Here is a 15,406-nt window from a genome sequence, read left to right as displayed (position 1 = left end):
TAGAAGTTAGCGCACTTTTCAATCCTTTTATCTCGGATTTTTTTCTCTTTTGATAAGCAATATACATCGCAATAACAAGAAAAAAGATAAGAACAAATGGTAACATAACTTTTAGCATTGGTAATCCCTCCAGTGTATATGCACTCTTTATATTACCATCTTATCCCATTTATCTTTTAGGCATCAATTTATTCTTATCTTCCCTCCAAAAGTCAGTATAAGTTTTATTTTTAAAGTTCACATTCACCTCAGAAAACGGCATACTTCCTCCAACTTTCAATGAGTAAAAACCGGGAAATCATTAACGATTCCCCAATTTTTCAAACTATATTAAAGTATCCCCCTTTCCACTAAAGTCTCTGCGATTTGAACTGAATTCCAAGCCGCACCTTTCAATAAATTATCGGAAACAATCCAGAGGTGGAATCCGTTTGGCGTATCAGGATCTTTACGTATTCTTCCGACAAATGTATCTATTTTCCCTTCTGCATATAATGGCATTGGATACAGCTGTTCACTAGGGTTATCCTGCAAAATAACACCTGGTGCATCCATTAATACTTCCTTAATTTCCGCAACGGTTGCTTCTTTTTCCAGTTCTATATAAACCGATTCTGAATGCCCTGATACGACTGGAACACGTACACAAGTAGCTGCCATTTTCAAGTTTTCATCTTCTAATATTTTCTTCGTTTCTTGAATCATCTTTACTTCTTCAAAAGTAAAATCATTGTCTGTAAATATATCTACTTGAGGCAGTACATTAAACGCTATTGGATAATGTTTTTTATCTTTTTTCGCCGGTAATATATCACTTTTCACTTCTTTACCAGCAAGCATAGACTTAGCCTGCTCTTGTAATTCATGAATCGCATGAATGCCAGAACCCGATACAGCTTGATATGTTGAAACGATAATTCTTTCTAAACCGAATGATTTTCGAATCGGCTGAAGTGCAGTTACCATCTGTAATGCTGAACAATTTGGAACTGCAATAATACCTTTATGCCGCTCTAAAGTATGCGCATTCACTTCCGGAACAACGAGCGGTACACCTTGTGCCATTCGGTACTCACTTGTGTTATCAATTACAATCGCACCACTAGAAACTGCATGAGTTACAAATTGTCTAGATACTTCTCCCCCAGCACTAAAAAAGGCAATATCTACACCTTCAAAGCTAGTTGTTTTTGCCTCTTGTATAATTATCTCTCGTCCTTTGAATCTTACTTTCTTACCGGCGGATCGTTTTGATGAAAGCAATGTAACTTCAACTATATTAAACTTCATTTCATTCTCTAACAGTTCAATAATTTTTTGCCCTACCGCACCTGTAGCCCCAACAACAGCTACATGATAGCCCTTTTTGATCATCTTTTCTCCTCCAATATCACTTGAATGAATATTTCCACAATTTTATTTTATACGGAATTTAATCATTTGGAAAATTAAAATACATGATATAATCATTCACAAATCATGATAATAAAAGAGGGATCGCTTATGGAAATGAGACATGTTAAAACATTTTGCGCCATTGTGAAGTATGGTAATTTTTCTAAAGCTGCTCATGCGCTAGGTTATGCGCAATCTACTGTTACAGCACATATGAAAGCTTTAGAGAACGATTTACATATTCCTCTTTTCGATCGGTTAGGGAAAAAAGTGCTACTTACAAAAGCAGGTCATCAATTTCATCCTTATGCATTAGAATTACTTGCAATATATGAAAAAGCGCAAGAAATCCCCCAAAATACAGATTATTTAGAAGGTACATTAAGTATTACATCTAATGAATCATTAGCGGTATACCGATTACCACAATTATTACGTACTTACAAACAGAAAAATCCGAAAGTAAATATCGTACTTGAAACAAACACAAATGAACAAGCATTACAAAAATTACGTGAAGGAGAAACAGACGTTGTCTTCATAATTGGAGAAAGTATAGAACATAATGATTTTATTACGCGTACTTTTAGTAATGAAACATTTGGATGGATTTTACCAGCTTATTCCGCTGCACACGCAAATCCATTCCAGTTATTACAGGACACCCAGTTCATTTTTACAGAACAAAGCTGCGGCTATAGGCCAATGGTAGATCGTTTTTTACGTCAAAGTGGAAATATTCCAGCTAAAACATTTGAAACTTCCAATGTTGAAGTCATTAAACAATCCGTTATGTGTGAATTAGGCATTTCAATTCTTCCTTATATCGTTGTACAAGAAAGTTGCCAAAAAGAACAACTATGTTTTCAGCCTATCGAAACTCCAACCATTATTCAAAGTCATGTAATCTATCATAAATCCAGATGGATTTCCCCGGTATTACAGTCGTTTCTTTCCTTACTTGAACGAGACTAAAATATTAAGACGTACATATAAAAAGAGTAATTGCCTAATAAGCAATTACTCTTTTTCATTAATTAGTATACTATTTATTAGTCTGTCCCCCGCCTGCAATTAATTTACTACCTGAATATGTACCTTTGTTCATAAACACTTGATTAATTAATTCTTTTTGCTCAGCTTCCGACATTACTCCTTTTCCTTCTCCTAAATTCCCGCTTTGTAATTTCCAAATCTTATTGTGATCTGCATCAACTTTTTCATATTTTCCTTGTTTCCATCGTTCTAAAATTTCTACATATGTACTTCCCTGTACAAGATCATTACTCTTTACAATATCAATTAAGCTTTCAATCCGCTCTTGTGTAATAAAAATATAGCCCCACTTTTGATCAGCTTTCGCTTTTTGATGTGCCATTTCATGTAATGCTGTCTGTATGTTCTCATCTGTCCATTTAAAATTTTTATTAAAACCACTATTCGGCAATGAATAATTGCCATTTTCTAAAAGCTTTGCATCTTCTGCTTTTACATTACTATCAGCTAATACTTCTACTGCTGGAGCAGCTGGTGATGCCTTTTTCGCAGCTGGTTTACTATTATTTAAATAATACAGCATACCATATGTTAAACCTACTCCAATTACCGCCATACCAGCTAGAATACCTATTATTTTAAATAGTGTTTTCATCGCGCTTGTTTCCTCCCAAATATCTCTGTTCTTACTACCTAATTACTTCTTATATAAAAACTGTTCCTTCATTCAAAATATCGCATCCCATCCCCTATCATATTATTTATATATACTTCCTCATATTGTATTTCTTTTTCTTTAAAATTGAAAGATTATTCTGTTAAATATTGAAAATATTCTACAAATTTTCCCTTTATATTTATAAAGAAACAAAAAACAACGAGCGCGATAAATAACACTCGTTGTTTTTACTTTATGCACGATTTTCTTTTAACCACTTCGTAATAGCATCTAACCTCGAAACATCAAAACGTCTTTCTTCACAAACATTTAAACTGTTTAAATTCTTTACAATTTCTATTTCATTCGATTTTACACTTTTCGCCTCAATTAATTTACAATACCCATCTGTAACAGAATTTAAATTTTCATAATAACACTGAAACGATTTTGATATATGTAAATGTTTTTCAAAGTTTCTCCTTCTTTTCGTTTCATCAGATACTTTCCGCTTTCTAAGTTCTTCATCGTTCGTATATAAATAAAAATATTGATCCGGAAAACCAATTTCCCTATTTATCATCTTTTCTTTATAAAAATTTTCTATTAAAGATAATGGCTGATTAAATAAATCAAAATGAAAACACCAATTATAACTAAGTGGCTGATATATATCGCCATCGAGTATTACTAATTCATATTGCTCTGACTTCTGAACAGCTATATTCCAGCGCTCAACTTGTTTTTCAAAATACCATGTTCTATGTTCATTTTTTGGCCTTTCAAATAAAGAATTGACTTCAGGTATTATATAAGCACCATAATTCTTTTCTAATTCACGGCACGTGGTACTTTTACCAACAGCGCTTGCTCCCTCAAATGCTATTATCCCCATAGTTTCTCCCCCTTTCATTAACTAAAACTTCGTTGTTTCGCTTTTCTTCCCCATAACTTTCTCCATAAAACAATTGAAGCGACAGTGAGCATGATTGTTGTAATGATACTACCTTCAATTCCGAACGTGCCTCCATGAAGGAATTCGGGGCCATTTGTTGCAGGTTTAAATAGCGGAGTTGAATATATGGTCATCCCGCTAACTGCAAAACCGTAGACGTTATATTGTGCCCAATTCCAAATGGAATGCCATGCGCAAATCCCCCACAGACTACTGTCTTTTAAAACGTAAAAAGCTGCAAATACACCAACTAATATTATATTCGATATTGAAAGAATTGTAATACCTGGATTAAGTAAATGAAGAAAACCAAATAAGAAAGATGTCACAACAATCCCAACCCATATACGACTTCTAACAGAAAGAACCGGGAATAACCAACCTCGTACAATAATTTCTTCCGTTGCCCCTTGTATTAAAAATGCAACTAAAGAACCTACAATACCCAATATAGCGGTTACTGTAATTTTTTGTATTTGTAATGTTACAACTCCTGCTAATAGGAGTAAAATTACTGGTATTGAAATGAAAACAAATCCTATTAATGTACCTCTCAAATATTTTCTTATCCATTGATTTCTCCAAAAACCAATGGATGAAAATGATCTTTTCTCTACAAATCTAATCCATAAAAACACAAAAAATATTGCGCCGCCAAACGTTAATATCATCTCAATGTCGCTATAAATCGCCTTCATAAAAGTTGTTTCTGCTTTCGGTAAAATCAGCATAAACAACATAAATAATTCACCTAAAGTTAAAAATATAATCGCGAGTATGACAGCAAAAACAGGATGAACTTTTCTTCTTCCTTCTTTTGCTGCTTCAATTATTTTAAATTGTTTATTTTGCAATATTCTATCCTCCTAATTATGGTACTCATCAGCAATATTAAAATAATATTTAGCCTTTTATTTAAACTTATTTTTTCATATAAATGATTTTTGTTTGGAATAAATCCAAATTAGGAATAATATATAAATAAAAGAGGTGCCTTTGTGCCTTTACTATTATCACCCAGATTACTCAGTGGTATTACCAGCACTTGCTATTTCCCACCATTTGTTGTAAGATAGTAATTAAGGTCAATTTAACACTATATTTTCTTTGCATATTATCAAGTATCAATCAGGGACAGTTTGTACTCCTTATGGGTTTTTGATAATATGTGAAATTTTATTTTCATTCAAATAAGGCCGATCATATTGTAATTTTTCTACTTTTAGGAGGCATTACCATGACATTAACAGGTAAAGTAAAATGGTTTAACAGCGAAAAAGGTTTCGGTTTCATCGAAGTTGCAGACGGTAACGATGTATTCGTTCACTTCTCAGCTATCACTGGCGACGGCTTCAAGTCTCTTGACGAAGGTCAAGAAGTTAGCTTTGAAGTTGAAGAAGGTAACCGCGGACCTCAAGCTAAAAACGTTGTAAAGCTATAATTCAAACAATAAAAAGGTTGTTACCAGCAAGGTTAACAACCTTTTTAATATATAACTAAAATTTTTTACATAAAAGGAGTGGTTACATGTATCGCAATCGAAAGAACGATGTAGCAGAAGTACCACCAGAACAAACCCCTGTTTGGGAATGTGAATCAGAGGATTGTTTAGGATGGATGAGAAAGAACTTTTCATTTGAAGAAGAGCCTAAATGCCCTTTATGTAAAAGTAGCATGAAAAGCGGAGAACGTTTATTACCTAAATTAGGTTAATTTATAATAAAAAAAACCTCTTTTAATTAAGAGGTTTTTTTATTATAAATTTATGTCCTCAACATCAGTTCGCACTATAGAATACAATAATGCATCGTGTTGCTTATTTCCTTGATGAATATATCCGCGCAATAGCCCTTCCTTTTGGAAGCCAATTTTAGATAACATTCTACAAGAAGTAACATTTTCAGGATATGTAATAGCTCCAATTCTAAACAAACCTAAATCTTTAAATCCATAATCAATAATTTCTCCAGCTGCTTCTGAAGCATAACCATTTCCCCAATAGCGAGGATGCAGATCATATCCAATCTCAGATCGTTTACTCCATAATTGTAAATTGTTTAGTCCAATTGTTCCTATTAAAACGTTCGTTTCTTTTAACACAATTCCCCATCGTATTGCCTTTTTCTCAAAGTAATTTTTTGAAAAAGATTCGATCATACGTGAAGCTTGTCCAAACTCCGTAAAAGAATTCATACCGTAGTAACACGTCACTTCATCCAATGAAAAGATTTCATATATTTTTTGACAATAAGATTGTTCTATTTCAACTAAACGTAAGCGTTCTGTTTCTAATATAGGAAATGCCATAGGATCACTCCTTTCTCTCTACTCATTCATTATATCAGAAAAAATATGTATAATTAGTAAAGTCCTTATTGTTCCATAAATCAAACATTTCTAATGGCACATTCTCTCTTAATTCTATATACACGAATTAGATACCTTCTGATTGCACCTCAAACATGACGCTATAATTTCCATAAATTGAATTTTAAATTATCAAGAACTGTAAAGAAATTGTTTCTTCATTTTCTCCTTCTAAACAACCAACCTACCCCATACATTTATGGTAAAATATAGTTAATATTTATTTTATTGTGGAGGTGAAGATTTCCTATGTATATATTCATCAGCTTATCCCTCTTACTCATATTACTTATTTTTTTATTCGCAAAAAAATTCACACCAAACTCATTCATGATGACTAGCTTTAAAGGTAATAGCTTTAGGACATTTTCAATCGGTATTTTAATCGCTGCCATACTCTCACTTTCATATGGAACTTATCATGCGGTAACATATCAACCTAGTTATTTAGATATTAAATTAAAAAATCAAAACTATACTGTTTTCGGTAATGTAGGCGAATTCGGTTATTTCTCCGAAGAATTATTAAAAAAAAATACAGAAGTACAACTATATTTCGTCTCTTGGAAAACAATACAGTTAAAAAATCCGGTAATACTTATAGAATATCCTTCAGGAAAACAAGAAACATGGAAGCCAAATATCGTATCAATACCGGTAAATAAATTACAAGAAAAACATGATATAAAAGATATTTATCAACTATCACCGTATTCATTTAAAGAGTCTGGAGAAATAACATTAACAATAAAAGAAAACAATGTAAAAAACAATACAATTTCCATTCAAATAAAATAAATAAAAACTGTTCCTCCATTTTGCTGAAGGAACAGTTTTTATTTATTCTACAGTATTATTCATTTAATGTAGCCATTATTTCATTGGCTATATTCTTTCCATTTCCAATACACGCACCAATTCCGACACCATAATATGAGGCACCAGCTAAATATATATTTGGATAAAGATTCGTCATTTTTTCTTGCAATGCTTGAACCGCTTGATTATGTTCTAAATGATATTTCGGCATTAAATCTTTCCAATTTGTAACTTCGACTACTTCTGGTTCACCTTTAATTCCGAGACTCTTTTCAATATCATATAAAGCTACTCGTACTAATTCTTCTTCACTATAATTTTTGATTGTTTCATATACCGGATTGGTGCTCTTATAAAACATTCTTACCAATAATTTTTGTTTACCGGATGTATGTTTCCACTTTCGACTTGTCCATGTACAAGCATCACAATGTAAATCACTGTTTTCCGTTACAATAAACCCTGTGCCGTCAGCTGGTAGTTGTTCATCTAGTATGTCAAATCCTAAGTAAATACTTATAAGAGATGAGTTTTTAAATGTATTAAACTGCTCATTTAACTCATTAGACTGTAATAAAGTTTGTGCTATATCATGCGGAGCTGCTAAAACAACATAATCAGCTTGTATTGTTTCATGATTTACAAAAGAAATCTCATATCGATCTTCTTGTTTACTTACAGCCGTCGTTATAGCACCTTTTTTTACGACAGTTTCAGTAAGCACTTCTTCTAAGCGATTAATTATCGTAGATAGTCCACCTTTAAATGATACGAATTTTTTATTTCCTGCTGATTGAAATTGTTTTTTATTCTCTTCAAAACCTTTAATAATACTTCCATACTTATTTTTATAATCCAGTAAATACGGTAATGTAGATGCCATTGTAAGCTCATTCAATTTACCAGAATATACGCCTGAAAGTACAGGAGCAATTTGTCTTTCCACTAACTCTTTCCCTAAGAAACTTTCTAAAAATAGAGCAAGTGATGTATCTTTCGTAAACTCTTTATTTTTCGTTATGAAATCTTTTAAAGCTACGATTTTCCCTTTCGTTGAGACTAGCGTACTGCTAAACAAAGACTGGGCGCTCATCGGTATCCCAAATATAGTATCAGAAGGAATCGGATGTAACATGTTTTCAGAATATATGTAAGAAATACCCGTTTCATTATATACCATTTCATCTTCTAAATTTAAATCTTTTACAAGTGGCATAACATATTCATTACGAGCAACGATTGAATCCGCTCCTGACTCCATAATGAAATCCTTTTCTTCCACACTATGGATTTTACCACCTAAATACTCTTCTTTCTCAATAAGAATTAAATTTAAATCGATATTATAATCCTTTTTTAATTTTTCTAAATAAAACATAGTAGAAAGTCCCGTTATACCTCCACCGATAACAACAACTGTTTTCATATGTGCTGCGCTCCTAACCGATACAATTAATAATTCCTTTTTATTATAACCAAAAGTCCTTATATTCGACTAGCAAGTTGCGCATTCTGTAAGAAATTAGACAATATATTTGAATATATTTTCAAATTACCTAATAAAAAAGAACTATAACATATACAAACCACGTCATAGTTCTCTTTATTTTAAAAACATAAAGTAATTGATTAATTTGTCTAGTTCTTGACTCAATGCCAATACTTTTTCATGTTGAATTCCATAATCCGATACTAAATATAAAAGTTCTTCTTTTTTTATTTCAATTACTTTTTCTAATTTCGCTAGTTCCATGTCGTTTTACATCTCTCCAAAAATAAAATGTATGTATTTCAGTATAGCCTACTTACATAATTAGTAAAAGTAAAATACGCATGTAAAATCTTACAAATTTGAAAAAATAATATACTACTAACAAAAAAGAAACTAGATTAAGCTCCCTCTTACAGATTATTGACGTTCATTAAGAATTAATAACATACCGGAATTTTTCTAATGTTATATCTTTATAATCTGGAGCTCTCTTTATATGATTAAAATAACTATATGAGAATTTAAATACATGACCAAAATCCCAATCGAATTCACTATAGTCTTTTATCCAAAATATATTTTCAGTTGGTAAAATATTTGCACGTTTAGATTGAATTAAAGGTAATCGATCTATAGGTGAGTGTAAAGTTATTCCCGTATTCAGCTTGAGCTTTTGGCTAGCTCGTAGTACGTATACTAGTTTTAAAAGCGGGCGTATCCCTCGTTGAAATATATCTATATGCCCTAAATCGTACATTATATTAATTGCGTGGGAGTAAGTAAGCAAATGCCCAATTAAATCATGATGCGATTCCGCTCGATAAATACTATTAAATTTCGATAACTCATTTAAAATGAACTGAGATACTTGTGTTGGATTACTCAATTCACTTTTTATCTCATCTTCAAAACTTAATTGTTTTACTTCTTTCGTCGTATAACCAATCCACGATCTACCTGGAATTGTTTTTCGAAATGATAAAATAAGAGTAGTAATCCCTTCAATTGCTTGATTATCGCCCCATTTTTGTAGCTCTTTCATAGCCAATAAACTTAATGACGCATAAATGACGTTATGCCCCACCCAATGAAGTTCATCAATCGTTTGTTCTAAAGATTTTATAATCATATTCTCCGCAATTTGAAAATCTATTTCTTTTTTATCATCAATCATCTCACCAATTTTTTTCTTGTTCAGCATCATCCTTGTTTGCGAATACATATTACGAGCTGTTTCTTCATCAATATTATTATCTTTCATAAAAAAATAACTAGCAATTGCAGCTGCTCCAAAATGCGCATGCCAAATATCATTTGTTTCTTTTTTGCATTGAGAAATAATTGAAAGGCCGCCTTTTAAAATACTTTTGTTTTCCATTTTCTATCTCCCCTAATAAAGTGAAACTTTAATCAGCCCTTACCAATCGGGCATTTATGGGCAGTTAATCCCCCACCTAACTTCTTTACTTTCGCTGAATTTTGAGGGAGGTCTTACTGCCCGTTAATGCGGGATAAAAATCACTATATTTTCACCCTAAAGATGGTGTCAGTACAAATAAAATGTGATTCGATTCATCACTTTTATTCAAAAATCGATGCTTCACATTCGGTGGAATACGTACAACATCGCCTTCTTCTAAAAAATATTCTTTTCCCTCCAATTCCACATACACTTCCCCTTTCATAACAACAGCAATCTCTTCCTTATCTTCATGGGAATAATGGCTTTCTGTTGTGTTTGCTTGTTTATTTAAATCCATCATTAGCATTTCAATACGTGCTTTCATAAAATCAGGTGTTAATACATCATATACAATGTGATTATTGTTTTCCCGATATACTTTTTTTCGATCTTTTTTCTTAGAAATGAGCGAATCTGTATCAATTTCGTTAATAAAAAGTGTAAACAGCGGTACATTTAATGCTTTTGCAATTAATTCCAAAACATTTAAAGAAGGATTAGCATGCCCTCTTTCAATTTGGCTAATTAACGATGTACTAATCCCTGCATAATCAGCGAATTCACGAATTGTCATGTTATTTTTCTTACGGTAACTTAATACCGTTTGTCCAAGCCTATCATGTATCATAGTAAAAATTCCTTTCGTCCATCATAATGCATGTTTCTTTGTCTTTGTGCTGACATACTAAACAAAGGCAAATAATCCTTCCCTATCATCTCTGGGACTTATATACTTACTTTTGTACATTATATCGTATTAAGTTTATTATAATAAACATTCTATCGGAGGGACAAACTTTGAAATCACCTATTCTTTCATATTGCATCTTATTTTTTGGTGTATTCGCCTTATCAACTTCTGCAATTTTTGTAAAATTGGCAGATGCTCCTGCTACAATCATTGCTTTTTACCGATTATTCTTTGCCACACTGATTCTGTTACCGTTATTACTATTTAATAAAAATAGTCGAAATGAGCTAAAAACTTTAACGAAAAAACAATGGGGATTCGGATCCATATCTGGGCTATTTTTAGCTGCACATTATGTACTTTGGTTTGAATCATTACAATATACTTCTGTAGCAAGCTCTACAGTTATCGTAACGCTACAACCTTTGTTCTCAATGATTGGTGTTTATTTTTTATTTAAGGAGAGATTTACGAAAGGAGCGGTTATTGGTTGCCTCATCGCTATTTCAGGTAGTATCGTTATTGGCTGGCAAGATTTCCAAATTAGTGGAGCAGCTTTATATGGAGATATTTTAGCATTTATCGCTGCCGGTATCATTACTGCTTATTTTTTCATTAGCCAACACGTTCGTAAAGATTTGGCACTTATACCATATTCGGTAATTAGTTATGGAAGTAGTGCTGGCTTTCTTGGCATATTTGCTTTCACGCAACAAGAATCTTTCATCCATTATTCTACACAAACTTGGTTGTGCTTTATTGGATTAGCTTTCATTGCTACAATTTTAGGACAAACCATTTTTAATTGGTTATTAAAATGGATGAGTGCTACTTTAATTTCCATGAGCATTTTAGGAGAAACAATTGGAACTTGTATACTAGCGTACTTTATATTACATGAGACCATTTCTTTACAACAAGGACTAGGAATTACCGTTATTTTTATTGGTTTAGTATTATTTTTATTACAGCCAAATTCTAATAAAAAAGCATGACAGTATACTGTCATGCTTTTAACTATTAATTATGTACAATTAAACCATCCGGTCTAAAACGACTCATCATAATTTCATTAATAAACTTTCCTTGAGCTTTCAAATTCCCTATCTTTACTCCCTCTTCTACAAATCCAAATTTTTCATATAAAGCTTTTGCTTTTGGATTCGTTTCTAACACACCTAGTTCTACTCTCTCTAACATTAACCAATTATCAGCCAGATCAAGCATCTTCGTAAGAAGTACTTTCCCAATTCCTTTATTATGATATTCACTATCGACCCCAATGAATAAATCGCCTGAATGAGATCTTCGTCCCGGACTTTGTGTTAAACCTACAAACCCAACAATTTCTCCATCATATTCTGCAACAAATTCAAATTGATTTGGTGCTAAATTTCGAATTCTATTTTCCATAGCGTCTACACGCATGCTAGGTAAGAAAACCATATACGGTAAAACTTCATCTTGTATACATATACGATGAATTGCTCTAGCATCTTGTATTTCTACTGCTCTAACGTTGATCCCCATCTTTCTCTCCTCCATATAAATAACAATATATTTGTTTGTGTGTATTCTAGAAACGTGTATGAATGACCTTCTCACTCGTATTTCTTTATGTCATTTTCACATAATTATTTCGATATAATACTTATTTTCCTAAAAGATTAACAACTATATGGATATGGTTAACTTTTCACCTTGTTATATAAATTAAGTAAATTTTCAATCAGAATACCATTTAGTTTCATGCCGACTATATCACAATTTTCTATTTCAATATTTTTCAAATTACTATTACTTATGGTGTTACCTTCCAAATCACATTTATCGAATACAATAGGTTCCTTCTCATCTCCGAGACTTGTATTTTTAAATTGCACTCCACCTAAAGTCACCAAATTAAATTTACTGCCAGAAAGATTTAAATCTGCATATGATGACCTTCTAAAATTTATATTTCTAAACTTTGATTGACTTACATTACAATTACTCATATTCGTATTCATTATATTGCTACCAACAAATGAACTGTTTTTTAAATTCACTTGATAATACTCTGTATTTGCTAAATTACAGTTTTCGTATTGACTATTTTTCATATCTTTATTTGTAACTACACTCTCTTTGTTTGAGCTTGTTTTTATTCTTTTCACGTAACAATACTCATCTTCCGATTCAAAAATCATTTGGTAACCTATCTTTTTATAAAAGTGATGATTGTTAATTTGTCTACTAGATGTTTCGAGATCCCAAATCTTTATGTTCGGATATTCCTTTTCTATTAATTTCATAACATGTGATCCAATTCCTTTTCCTTGATAAACAGGATCTACAAAAATACGATCAATTCGACCGTACGACTTACCAGAAATCGTAACTATTATCCCTCCGATTATTTCTTTATCCATGACAACTTTGAAAGAATCCAATTCTTCAATGGAATATTCCATCATTTCAACTGAAGAATATCCTGGCGGTTGAATGTTATAATCAATGACATTATCTTGGCCGTATAGCCATTGTTTTGCTTCTGCATCAAATGTTCTTTTCATTATTTCTGTTAATTTCTCAGCATCTAAAATTGTAGCTTTTTCTATAGATAGCATTGTTGTTTTCCCTTTCATTATTACAAACCAACAACTATTGTGAATTCCATAATTATCAATTCACTTTTATTTTTAATGCTTTTCCCATTATTATATATGGAACATCATTTTTACTTGGATGAAATGGCTCTAATACATTTACCCAATCTAATCTTTCATATAACGAACGTGCTTTTTCATTGTTTATTTGTGTTGTTAAAACACTTGTTCTATTTGAAAGCCCTTCTAGTAATTTATTATGTAATTTCGTTCCAAGACCTTCATTTTGGTATTGTGGGTGAACTGCTAACTCTACAAATTCAAAACAATCTTGTAACCATTCGTCTACTTGCTCTAGATGTAACGCTTCTCTCATTAATTGATTATAGTACTGTCCCTCCATTGAGCGATAACCATAAGTAAAGCCAACTACTTCATTTTCATCATTTATTGCTACTATACCTTTAAAACCTGTATATTCTATATGCCTATTCATTCGCTCGATCATTTCATTGAAATTTGTTTTCTCAAATACTTTACAATACAATTTTGCCATATTCCCAATTAAGATTTCATCTTTTTCAATGCTTAAGAATTTCACTTTATTCCCCCCTATTAAAACATTTATATCCTTAAATTTTTAAAAACAAAGAAAATTAATACTAATCACTCTCTTTACTATTAAACTACAAATCACCCTATATTTTCCACAATTACTTAGTATTAATGAATAAAAGAAGAGACCATGTAATATCAACATGTTCTCTTCTTTTATTCATTTTCAATTTTATCCCGCTATTTGCCGGACAGTAAGACCCCCACCTCAAAATTCAGCAAAAGCAAAGAAGTTAGGTGGGGCCCTGCTGCCCGTGAACGCCCGATTGGTGAGGGCTGAACCCCCCCCACTGATTAAAGTTTCACTTTATATAATTAAAAATTAGATATTACTTAAGCCACTCGTTGCAAGTATTACTTAACTGCTGTAAATCTTCTATAAATTGACTCGCATCATATCCATCACAAACCGAATGATGTACTTGCAATGAAACTGGTAGCATAACCTTATTTCCTTCGTTAAAATATTTCCCACAAGTTATAATTGGCAATAGAAATTTTTCATCATTATTAATATTAAGATTAAATCCAGTAAAACTAGTCCAAGGTATGCTAGAAATCGGAAATACATTAGGCGGAATATTTTCTTTCGTGAAAAGACCATGAACATTAGCATAGCATCTCATATCGTCTTCATAATTTTTATAGAAAGTGCGGAAATCACTTGAATAATCCGTCCATATACTTGAAAAAGACTTATCATCTTTATGAAAGATTGTATAATTCGGTATCATTTCCTCCCAATAGCCTAAAACTCCTTCATCGTTAAAACATGTTCGAAATTTTTTATGATTATTTACTACTCTAGAAATTAAATATATAAAAACGGGATAAAATTTTATTCCCTTTTGATATACTTCCTCTAATAACATCGTGATATCAACATTCACAGTCATACTAAATGTACATTTCAACTTTAAATAATGCTCAAAATACTGCTCTCTATTCCAATCTTCTCTATCAATTACATGGAACTTCATTCTAATAGCCTCCTAAAATTTTCTTTTTATTTTAGAAGGCTAATTCCCTTGCTTTCACCATAATTGTTCACTCCTAACAGTGTACATTTCACCCTAATTATTTATTTAATTATATAACATATGTAAGAATCAATTCACATATTTCTGGAAATCCATCCACATACTATAGATAAATCAAATGAAATTTGGAGGATACATACATGAATAACAAAAATATGAATAAAAAAGAAAATGTTACTGAAAACACTACATCTATTCAAAATAATAATACTGCAAACCTTACTATCGAAGAACAAGCAATGAACGGCTTATACGGAATGCCCGAAACAACAATTGAAGATGCTGATCACGCTTCAGCTGATGATTTGACTTCAAAAAATTAATTAAC

19 protein-coding genes and 1 pseudogene are annotated in these 15,406 nt (G+C 31.8%); 6 read left to right on the top strand and 14 right to left on the bottom strand.

What is annotated here, in order from left to right:
- Window positions 1-169 precede the first annotated feature (169 nt).
- Together MR167_RS18745 and MR167_RS18740 are read right to left on the bottom strand one after the other, a co-directional pair.
- Window positions 170-289, bottom strand: a pseudogene (locus MR167_RS18745) (C45 family autoproteolytic acyltransferase/hydolase); the annotation flags it as partial.
- A 41-nt stretch (window positions 290-330) separates the two neighbouring features.
- The gene (locus MR167_RS18740) at window positions 331-1,374 is read right to left on the bottom strand and encodes an aspartate-semialdehyde dehydrogenase (protein ID WP_000591707.1); all 1,044 of its coding nucleotides are present in this window, start codon (window positions 1,372-1,374) and stop codon (window positions 331-333) included.
- Between the two features lie 129 nt (window positions 1,375-1,503).
- Between MR167_RS18740 and MR167_RS18735 the strand changes: the two genes are divergently transcribed.
- The gene (locus MR167_RS18735; protein WP_000425889.1) at window positions 1,504-2,370 is read left to right on the top strand and encodes a LysR family transcriptional regulator; all 867 of its coding nucleotides are present in this window, start codon (window positions 1,504-1,506) and stop codon (window positions 2,368-2,370) included.
- 70 nt (window positions 2,371-2,440) lie between these two features.
- Here the strand turns inward: MR167_RS18735 and MR167_RS18730 are convergent, their stop codons facing one another.
- The 3 genes from MR167_RS18730 to MR167_RS18720 form a co-directional block, all read right to left on the bottom strand.
- Window positions 2,441-3,046 carry a PRK06770 family protein gene (locus tag MR167_RS18730; protein WP_000853597.1) on the bottom strand — a complete coding sequence of 202 codons (606 nt, stop codon included), beginning with the start codon at window positions 3,044-3,046 and terminating at the stop codon, window positions 2,441-2,443.
- Window positions 3,047-3,302: 256 nt separating this feature from the next.
- Window positions 3,303-3,962, bottom strand: coding sequence for a nucleoside/nucleotide kinase family protein (locus MR167_RS18725; protein ID WP_141442396.1), 660 nt, complete (start codon window positions 3,960-3,962; stop codon window positions 3,303-3,305).
- Window positions 3,962-4,858 (bottom strand): CPBP family intramembrane glutamic endopeptidase, encoded by an 897-nt coding sequence (locus tag MR167_RS18720; protein ID WP_044783933.1) that lies wholly within the window; start codon window positions 4,856-4,858, stop codon window positions 3,962-3,964. Before MR167_RS18720 ends, MR167_RS18725 begins: the two co-directional genes overlap by 1 nt.
- 383 nt (window positions 4,859-5,241) lie before the next feature.
- Between MR167_RS18720 and cspD the strand changes: the two genes are divergently transcribed.
- Both cspD and MR167_RS18710 read left to right on the top strand, forming a co-directional pair.
- Window positions 5,242-5,445 carry a cold-shock protein CspD gene (cspD, locus tag MR167_RS18715; RefSeq protein ID WP_000176366.1) on the top strand — a complete coding sequence of 68 codons (204 nt, stop codon included), beginning with the start codon at window positions 5,242-5,244 and terminating at the stop codon, window positions 5,443-5,445.
- A gap of 86 nt (window positions 5,446-5,531) precedes the next feature.
- Entirely contained in the window at window positions 5,532-5,717 is a 186-nt protein-coding gene (locus tag MR167_RS18710) for a cold-shock protein (RefSeq protein WP_000286203.1), read from the top strand.
- Window positions 5,718-5,759: 42 nt separating this feature from the next.
- Here the strand turns inward: MR167_RS18710 and MR167_RS18705 are convergent, their stop codons facing one another.
- Window positions 5,760-6,311, bottom strand: coding sequence for a GNAT family N-acetyltransferase (locus tag MR167_RS18705; protein WP_000885387.1), 552 nt, complete (start codon window positions 6,309-6,311; stop codon window positions 5,760-5,762).
- 309 nt (window positions 6,312-6,620) lie between these two features.
- On the opposite strand from MR167_RS18705, the gene MR167_RS18700 reads away from it, so the two are divergent.
- Window positions 6,621-7,169, top strand: a complete 549-nt coding sequence (locus MR167_RS18700) for a hypothetical protein (RefSeq protein WP_000275270.1) — start codon at window positions 6,621-6,623, stop codon at window positions 7,167-7,169.
- A gap of 55 nt (window positions 7,170-7,224) precedes the next feature.
- Here the strand turns inward: MR167_RS18700 and MR167_RS18695 are convergent, their stop codons facing one another.
- From MR167_RS18695 to MR167_RS18680, 4 genes are all read right to left on the bottom strand, one after another.
- A complete protein-coding gene (locus tag MR167_RS18695) occupies window positions 7,225-8,616 on the bottom strand; it encodes a protoporphyrinogen oxidase (protein WP_000860361.1) in 1,392 nt (463 codons plus the stop codon).
- 177 nt (window positions 8,617-8,793) lie between these two features.
- Window positions 8,794-8,943: an aspartyl-phosphate phosphatase Spo0E family protein gene (locus MR167_RS18690; protein ID WP_000417698.1), complete on the bottom strand. Its 150-nt coding sequence runs from the start codon at window positions 8,941-8,943 to the stop codon at window positions 8,794-8,796.
- Window positions 8,944-9,112: 169 nt separating this feature from the next.
- A complete protein-coding gene (locus MR167_RS18685) occupies window positions 9,113-10,060 on the bottom strand; it encodes a hypothetical protein (protein ID WP_000428900.1) in 948 nt (315 codons plus the stop codon).
- A gap of 151 nt (window positions 10,061-10,211) precedes the next feature.
- Window positions 10,212-10,772: a helix-turn-helix domain-containing protein gene (locus tag MR167_RS18680; RefSeq protein ID WP_000581034.1), complete on the bottom strand. Its 561-nt coding sequence runs from the start codon at window positions 10,770-10,772 to the stop codon at window positions 10,212-10,214.
- 170 nt (window positions 10,773-10,942) lie between these two features.
- On the opposite strand from MR167_RS18680, the gene MR167_RS18675 reads away from it, so the two are divergent.
- A complete protein-coding gene (locus tag MR167_RS18675) occupies window positions 10,943-11,830 on the top strand; it encodes a DMT family transporter (RefSeq protein ID WP_000841798.1) in 888 nt (295 codons plus the stop codon).
- 25 nt (window positions 11,831-11,855) lie between these two features.
- Here MR167_RS18675 and MR167_RS18670 read toward each other — a convergent pair whose 3' ends face one another.
- The 4 genes from MR167_RS18670 to catA form a co-directional block, all read right to left on the bottom strand.
- Window positions 11,856-12,365 carry a GNAT family N-acetyltransferase gene (locus MR167_RS18670; RefSeq protein WP_000512623.1) on the bottom strand — a complete coding sequence of 170 codons (510 nt, stop codon included), beginning with the start codon at window positions 12,363-12,365 and terminating at the stop codon, window positions 11,856-11,858.
- A gap of 158 nt (window positions 12,366-12,523) precedes the next feature.
- Window positions 12,524-13,462, bottom strand: coding sequence for a GNAT family N-acetyltransferase (locus MR167_RS18665; protein ID WP_242315216.1), 939 nt, complete (start codon window positions 13,460-13,462; stop codon window positions 12,524-12,526).
- 37 nt (window positions 13,463-13,499) lie between these two features.
- On the bottom strand, window positions 13,500-14,024 hold the full coding sequence (locus MR167_RS18660) for a GNAT family N-acetyltransferase (RefSeq protein ID WP_000670761.1): 525 nt from the start codon (window positions 14,022-14,024) through the stop codon (window positions 13,500-13,502).
- A gap of 343 nt (window positions 14,025-14,367) precedes the next feature.
- Entirely contained in the window at window positions 14,368-15,018 is a 651-nt protein-coding gene (gene catA, locus MR167_RS18655; RefSeq protein ID WP_000668530.1) for a type A chloramphenicol O-acetyltransferase, read from the bottom strand.
- A gap of 200 nt (window positions 15,019-15,218) precedes the next feature.
- Here catA and MR167_RS18650 point away from each other — a divergent pair, with 200 nt between their 5' ends.
- Window positions 15,219-15,401 carry a DUF4021 domain-containing protein gene (locus tag MR167_RS18650; protein ID WP_001060661.1) on the top strand — a complete coding sequence of 61 codons (183 nt, stop codon included), beginning with the start codon at window positions 15,219-15,221 and terminating at the stop codon, window positions 15,399-15,401.
- Window positions 15,402-15,406: the final 5 nt, after the last annotated feature.

Source organism: Bacillus cereus group sp. BfR-BA-01355 (assembly GCF_022663675.1).
GTDB lineage: Bacteria > Bacillota > Bacilli > Bacillales > Bacillaceae_G > Bacillus_A > Bacillus_A thuringiensis_S.
Note: the sequence above shows the minus strand (reverse complement) of the source record. Positions and strands in the feature narration are given on the sequence as shown.

Coding starts and splice junctions, on each gene's coding strand:
- MR167_RS18740 (WP_000591707.1), bottom strand. CDS start 1,374: ATGATCAAAAAGGGCTATCATGTAGCTGTTGTTGGGGCTACAGGTGCG.
- MR167_RS18735 (WP_000425889.1), top strand. CDS start 1,504: ATGGAAATGAGACATGTTAAAACATTTTGCGCCATTGTGAAGTATGGT.
- MR167_RS18730 (WP_000853597.1), bottom strand. CDS start 3,046: ATGAAAACACTATTTAAAATAATAGGTATTCTAGCTGGTATGGCGGTA.
- MR167_RS18725 (WP_141442396.1), bottom strand. CDS start 3,962: ATGAAAGGGGGAGAAACTATGGGGATAATAGCATTTGAGGGAGCAAGC.
- cspD (WP_000176366.1), top strand. CDS start 5,242: ATGACATTAACAGGTAAAGTAAAATGGTTTAACAGCGAAAAAGGTTTC.
- MR167_RS18710 (WP_000286203.1), top strand. CDS start 5,532: ATGTATCGCAATCGAAAGAACGATGTAGCAGAAGTACCACCAGAACAA.
- MR167_RS18705 (WP_000885387.1), bottom strand. CDS start 6,311: ATGGCATTTCCTATATTAGAAACAGAACGCTTACGTTTAGTTGAAATA.
- MR167_RS18700 (WP_000275270.1), top strand. CDS start 6,621: ATGTATATATTCATCAGCTTATCCCTCTTACTCATATTACTTATTTTT.
- MR167_RS18695 (WP_000860361.1), bottom strand. CDS start 8,616: ATGAAAACAGTTGTTGTTATCGGTGGAGGTATAACGGGACTTTCTACT.
- MR167_RS18690 (WP_000417698.1), bottom strand. CDS start 8,943: ATGGAACTAGCGAAATTAGAAAAAGTAATTGAAATAAAAAAAGAAGAA.
- MR167_RS18685 (WP_000428900.1), bottom strand. CDS start 10,060: ATGGAAAACAAAAGTATTTTAAAAGGCGGCCTTTCAATTATTTCTCAA.
- MR167_RS18680 (WP_000581034.1), bottom strand. CDS start 10,772: ATGATACATGATAGGCTTGGACAAACGGTATTAAGTTACCGTAAGAAA.
- MR167_RS18670 (WP_000512623.1), bottom strand. CDS start 12,365: ATGGGGATCAACGTTAGAGCAGTAGAAATACAAGATGCTAGAGCAATT.
- MR167_RS18665 (WP_242315216.1), bottom strand. CDS start 13,462: ATGAAAGGGAAAACAACAATGCTATCTATAGAAAAAGCTACAATTTTA.
- catA (WP_000668530.1), bottom strand. CDS start 15,018: ATGAAGTTCCATGTAATTGATAGAGAAGATTGGAATAGAGAGCAGTAT.
- MR167_RS18650 (WP_001060661.1), top strand. CDS start 15,219: ATGAATAACAAAAATATGAATAAAAAAGAAAATGTTACTGAAAACACT.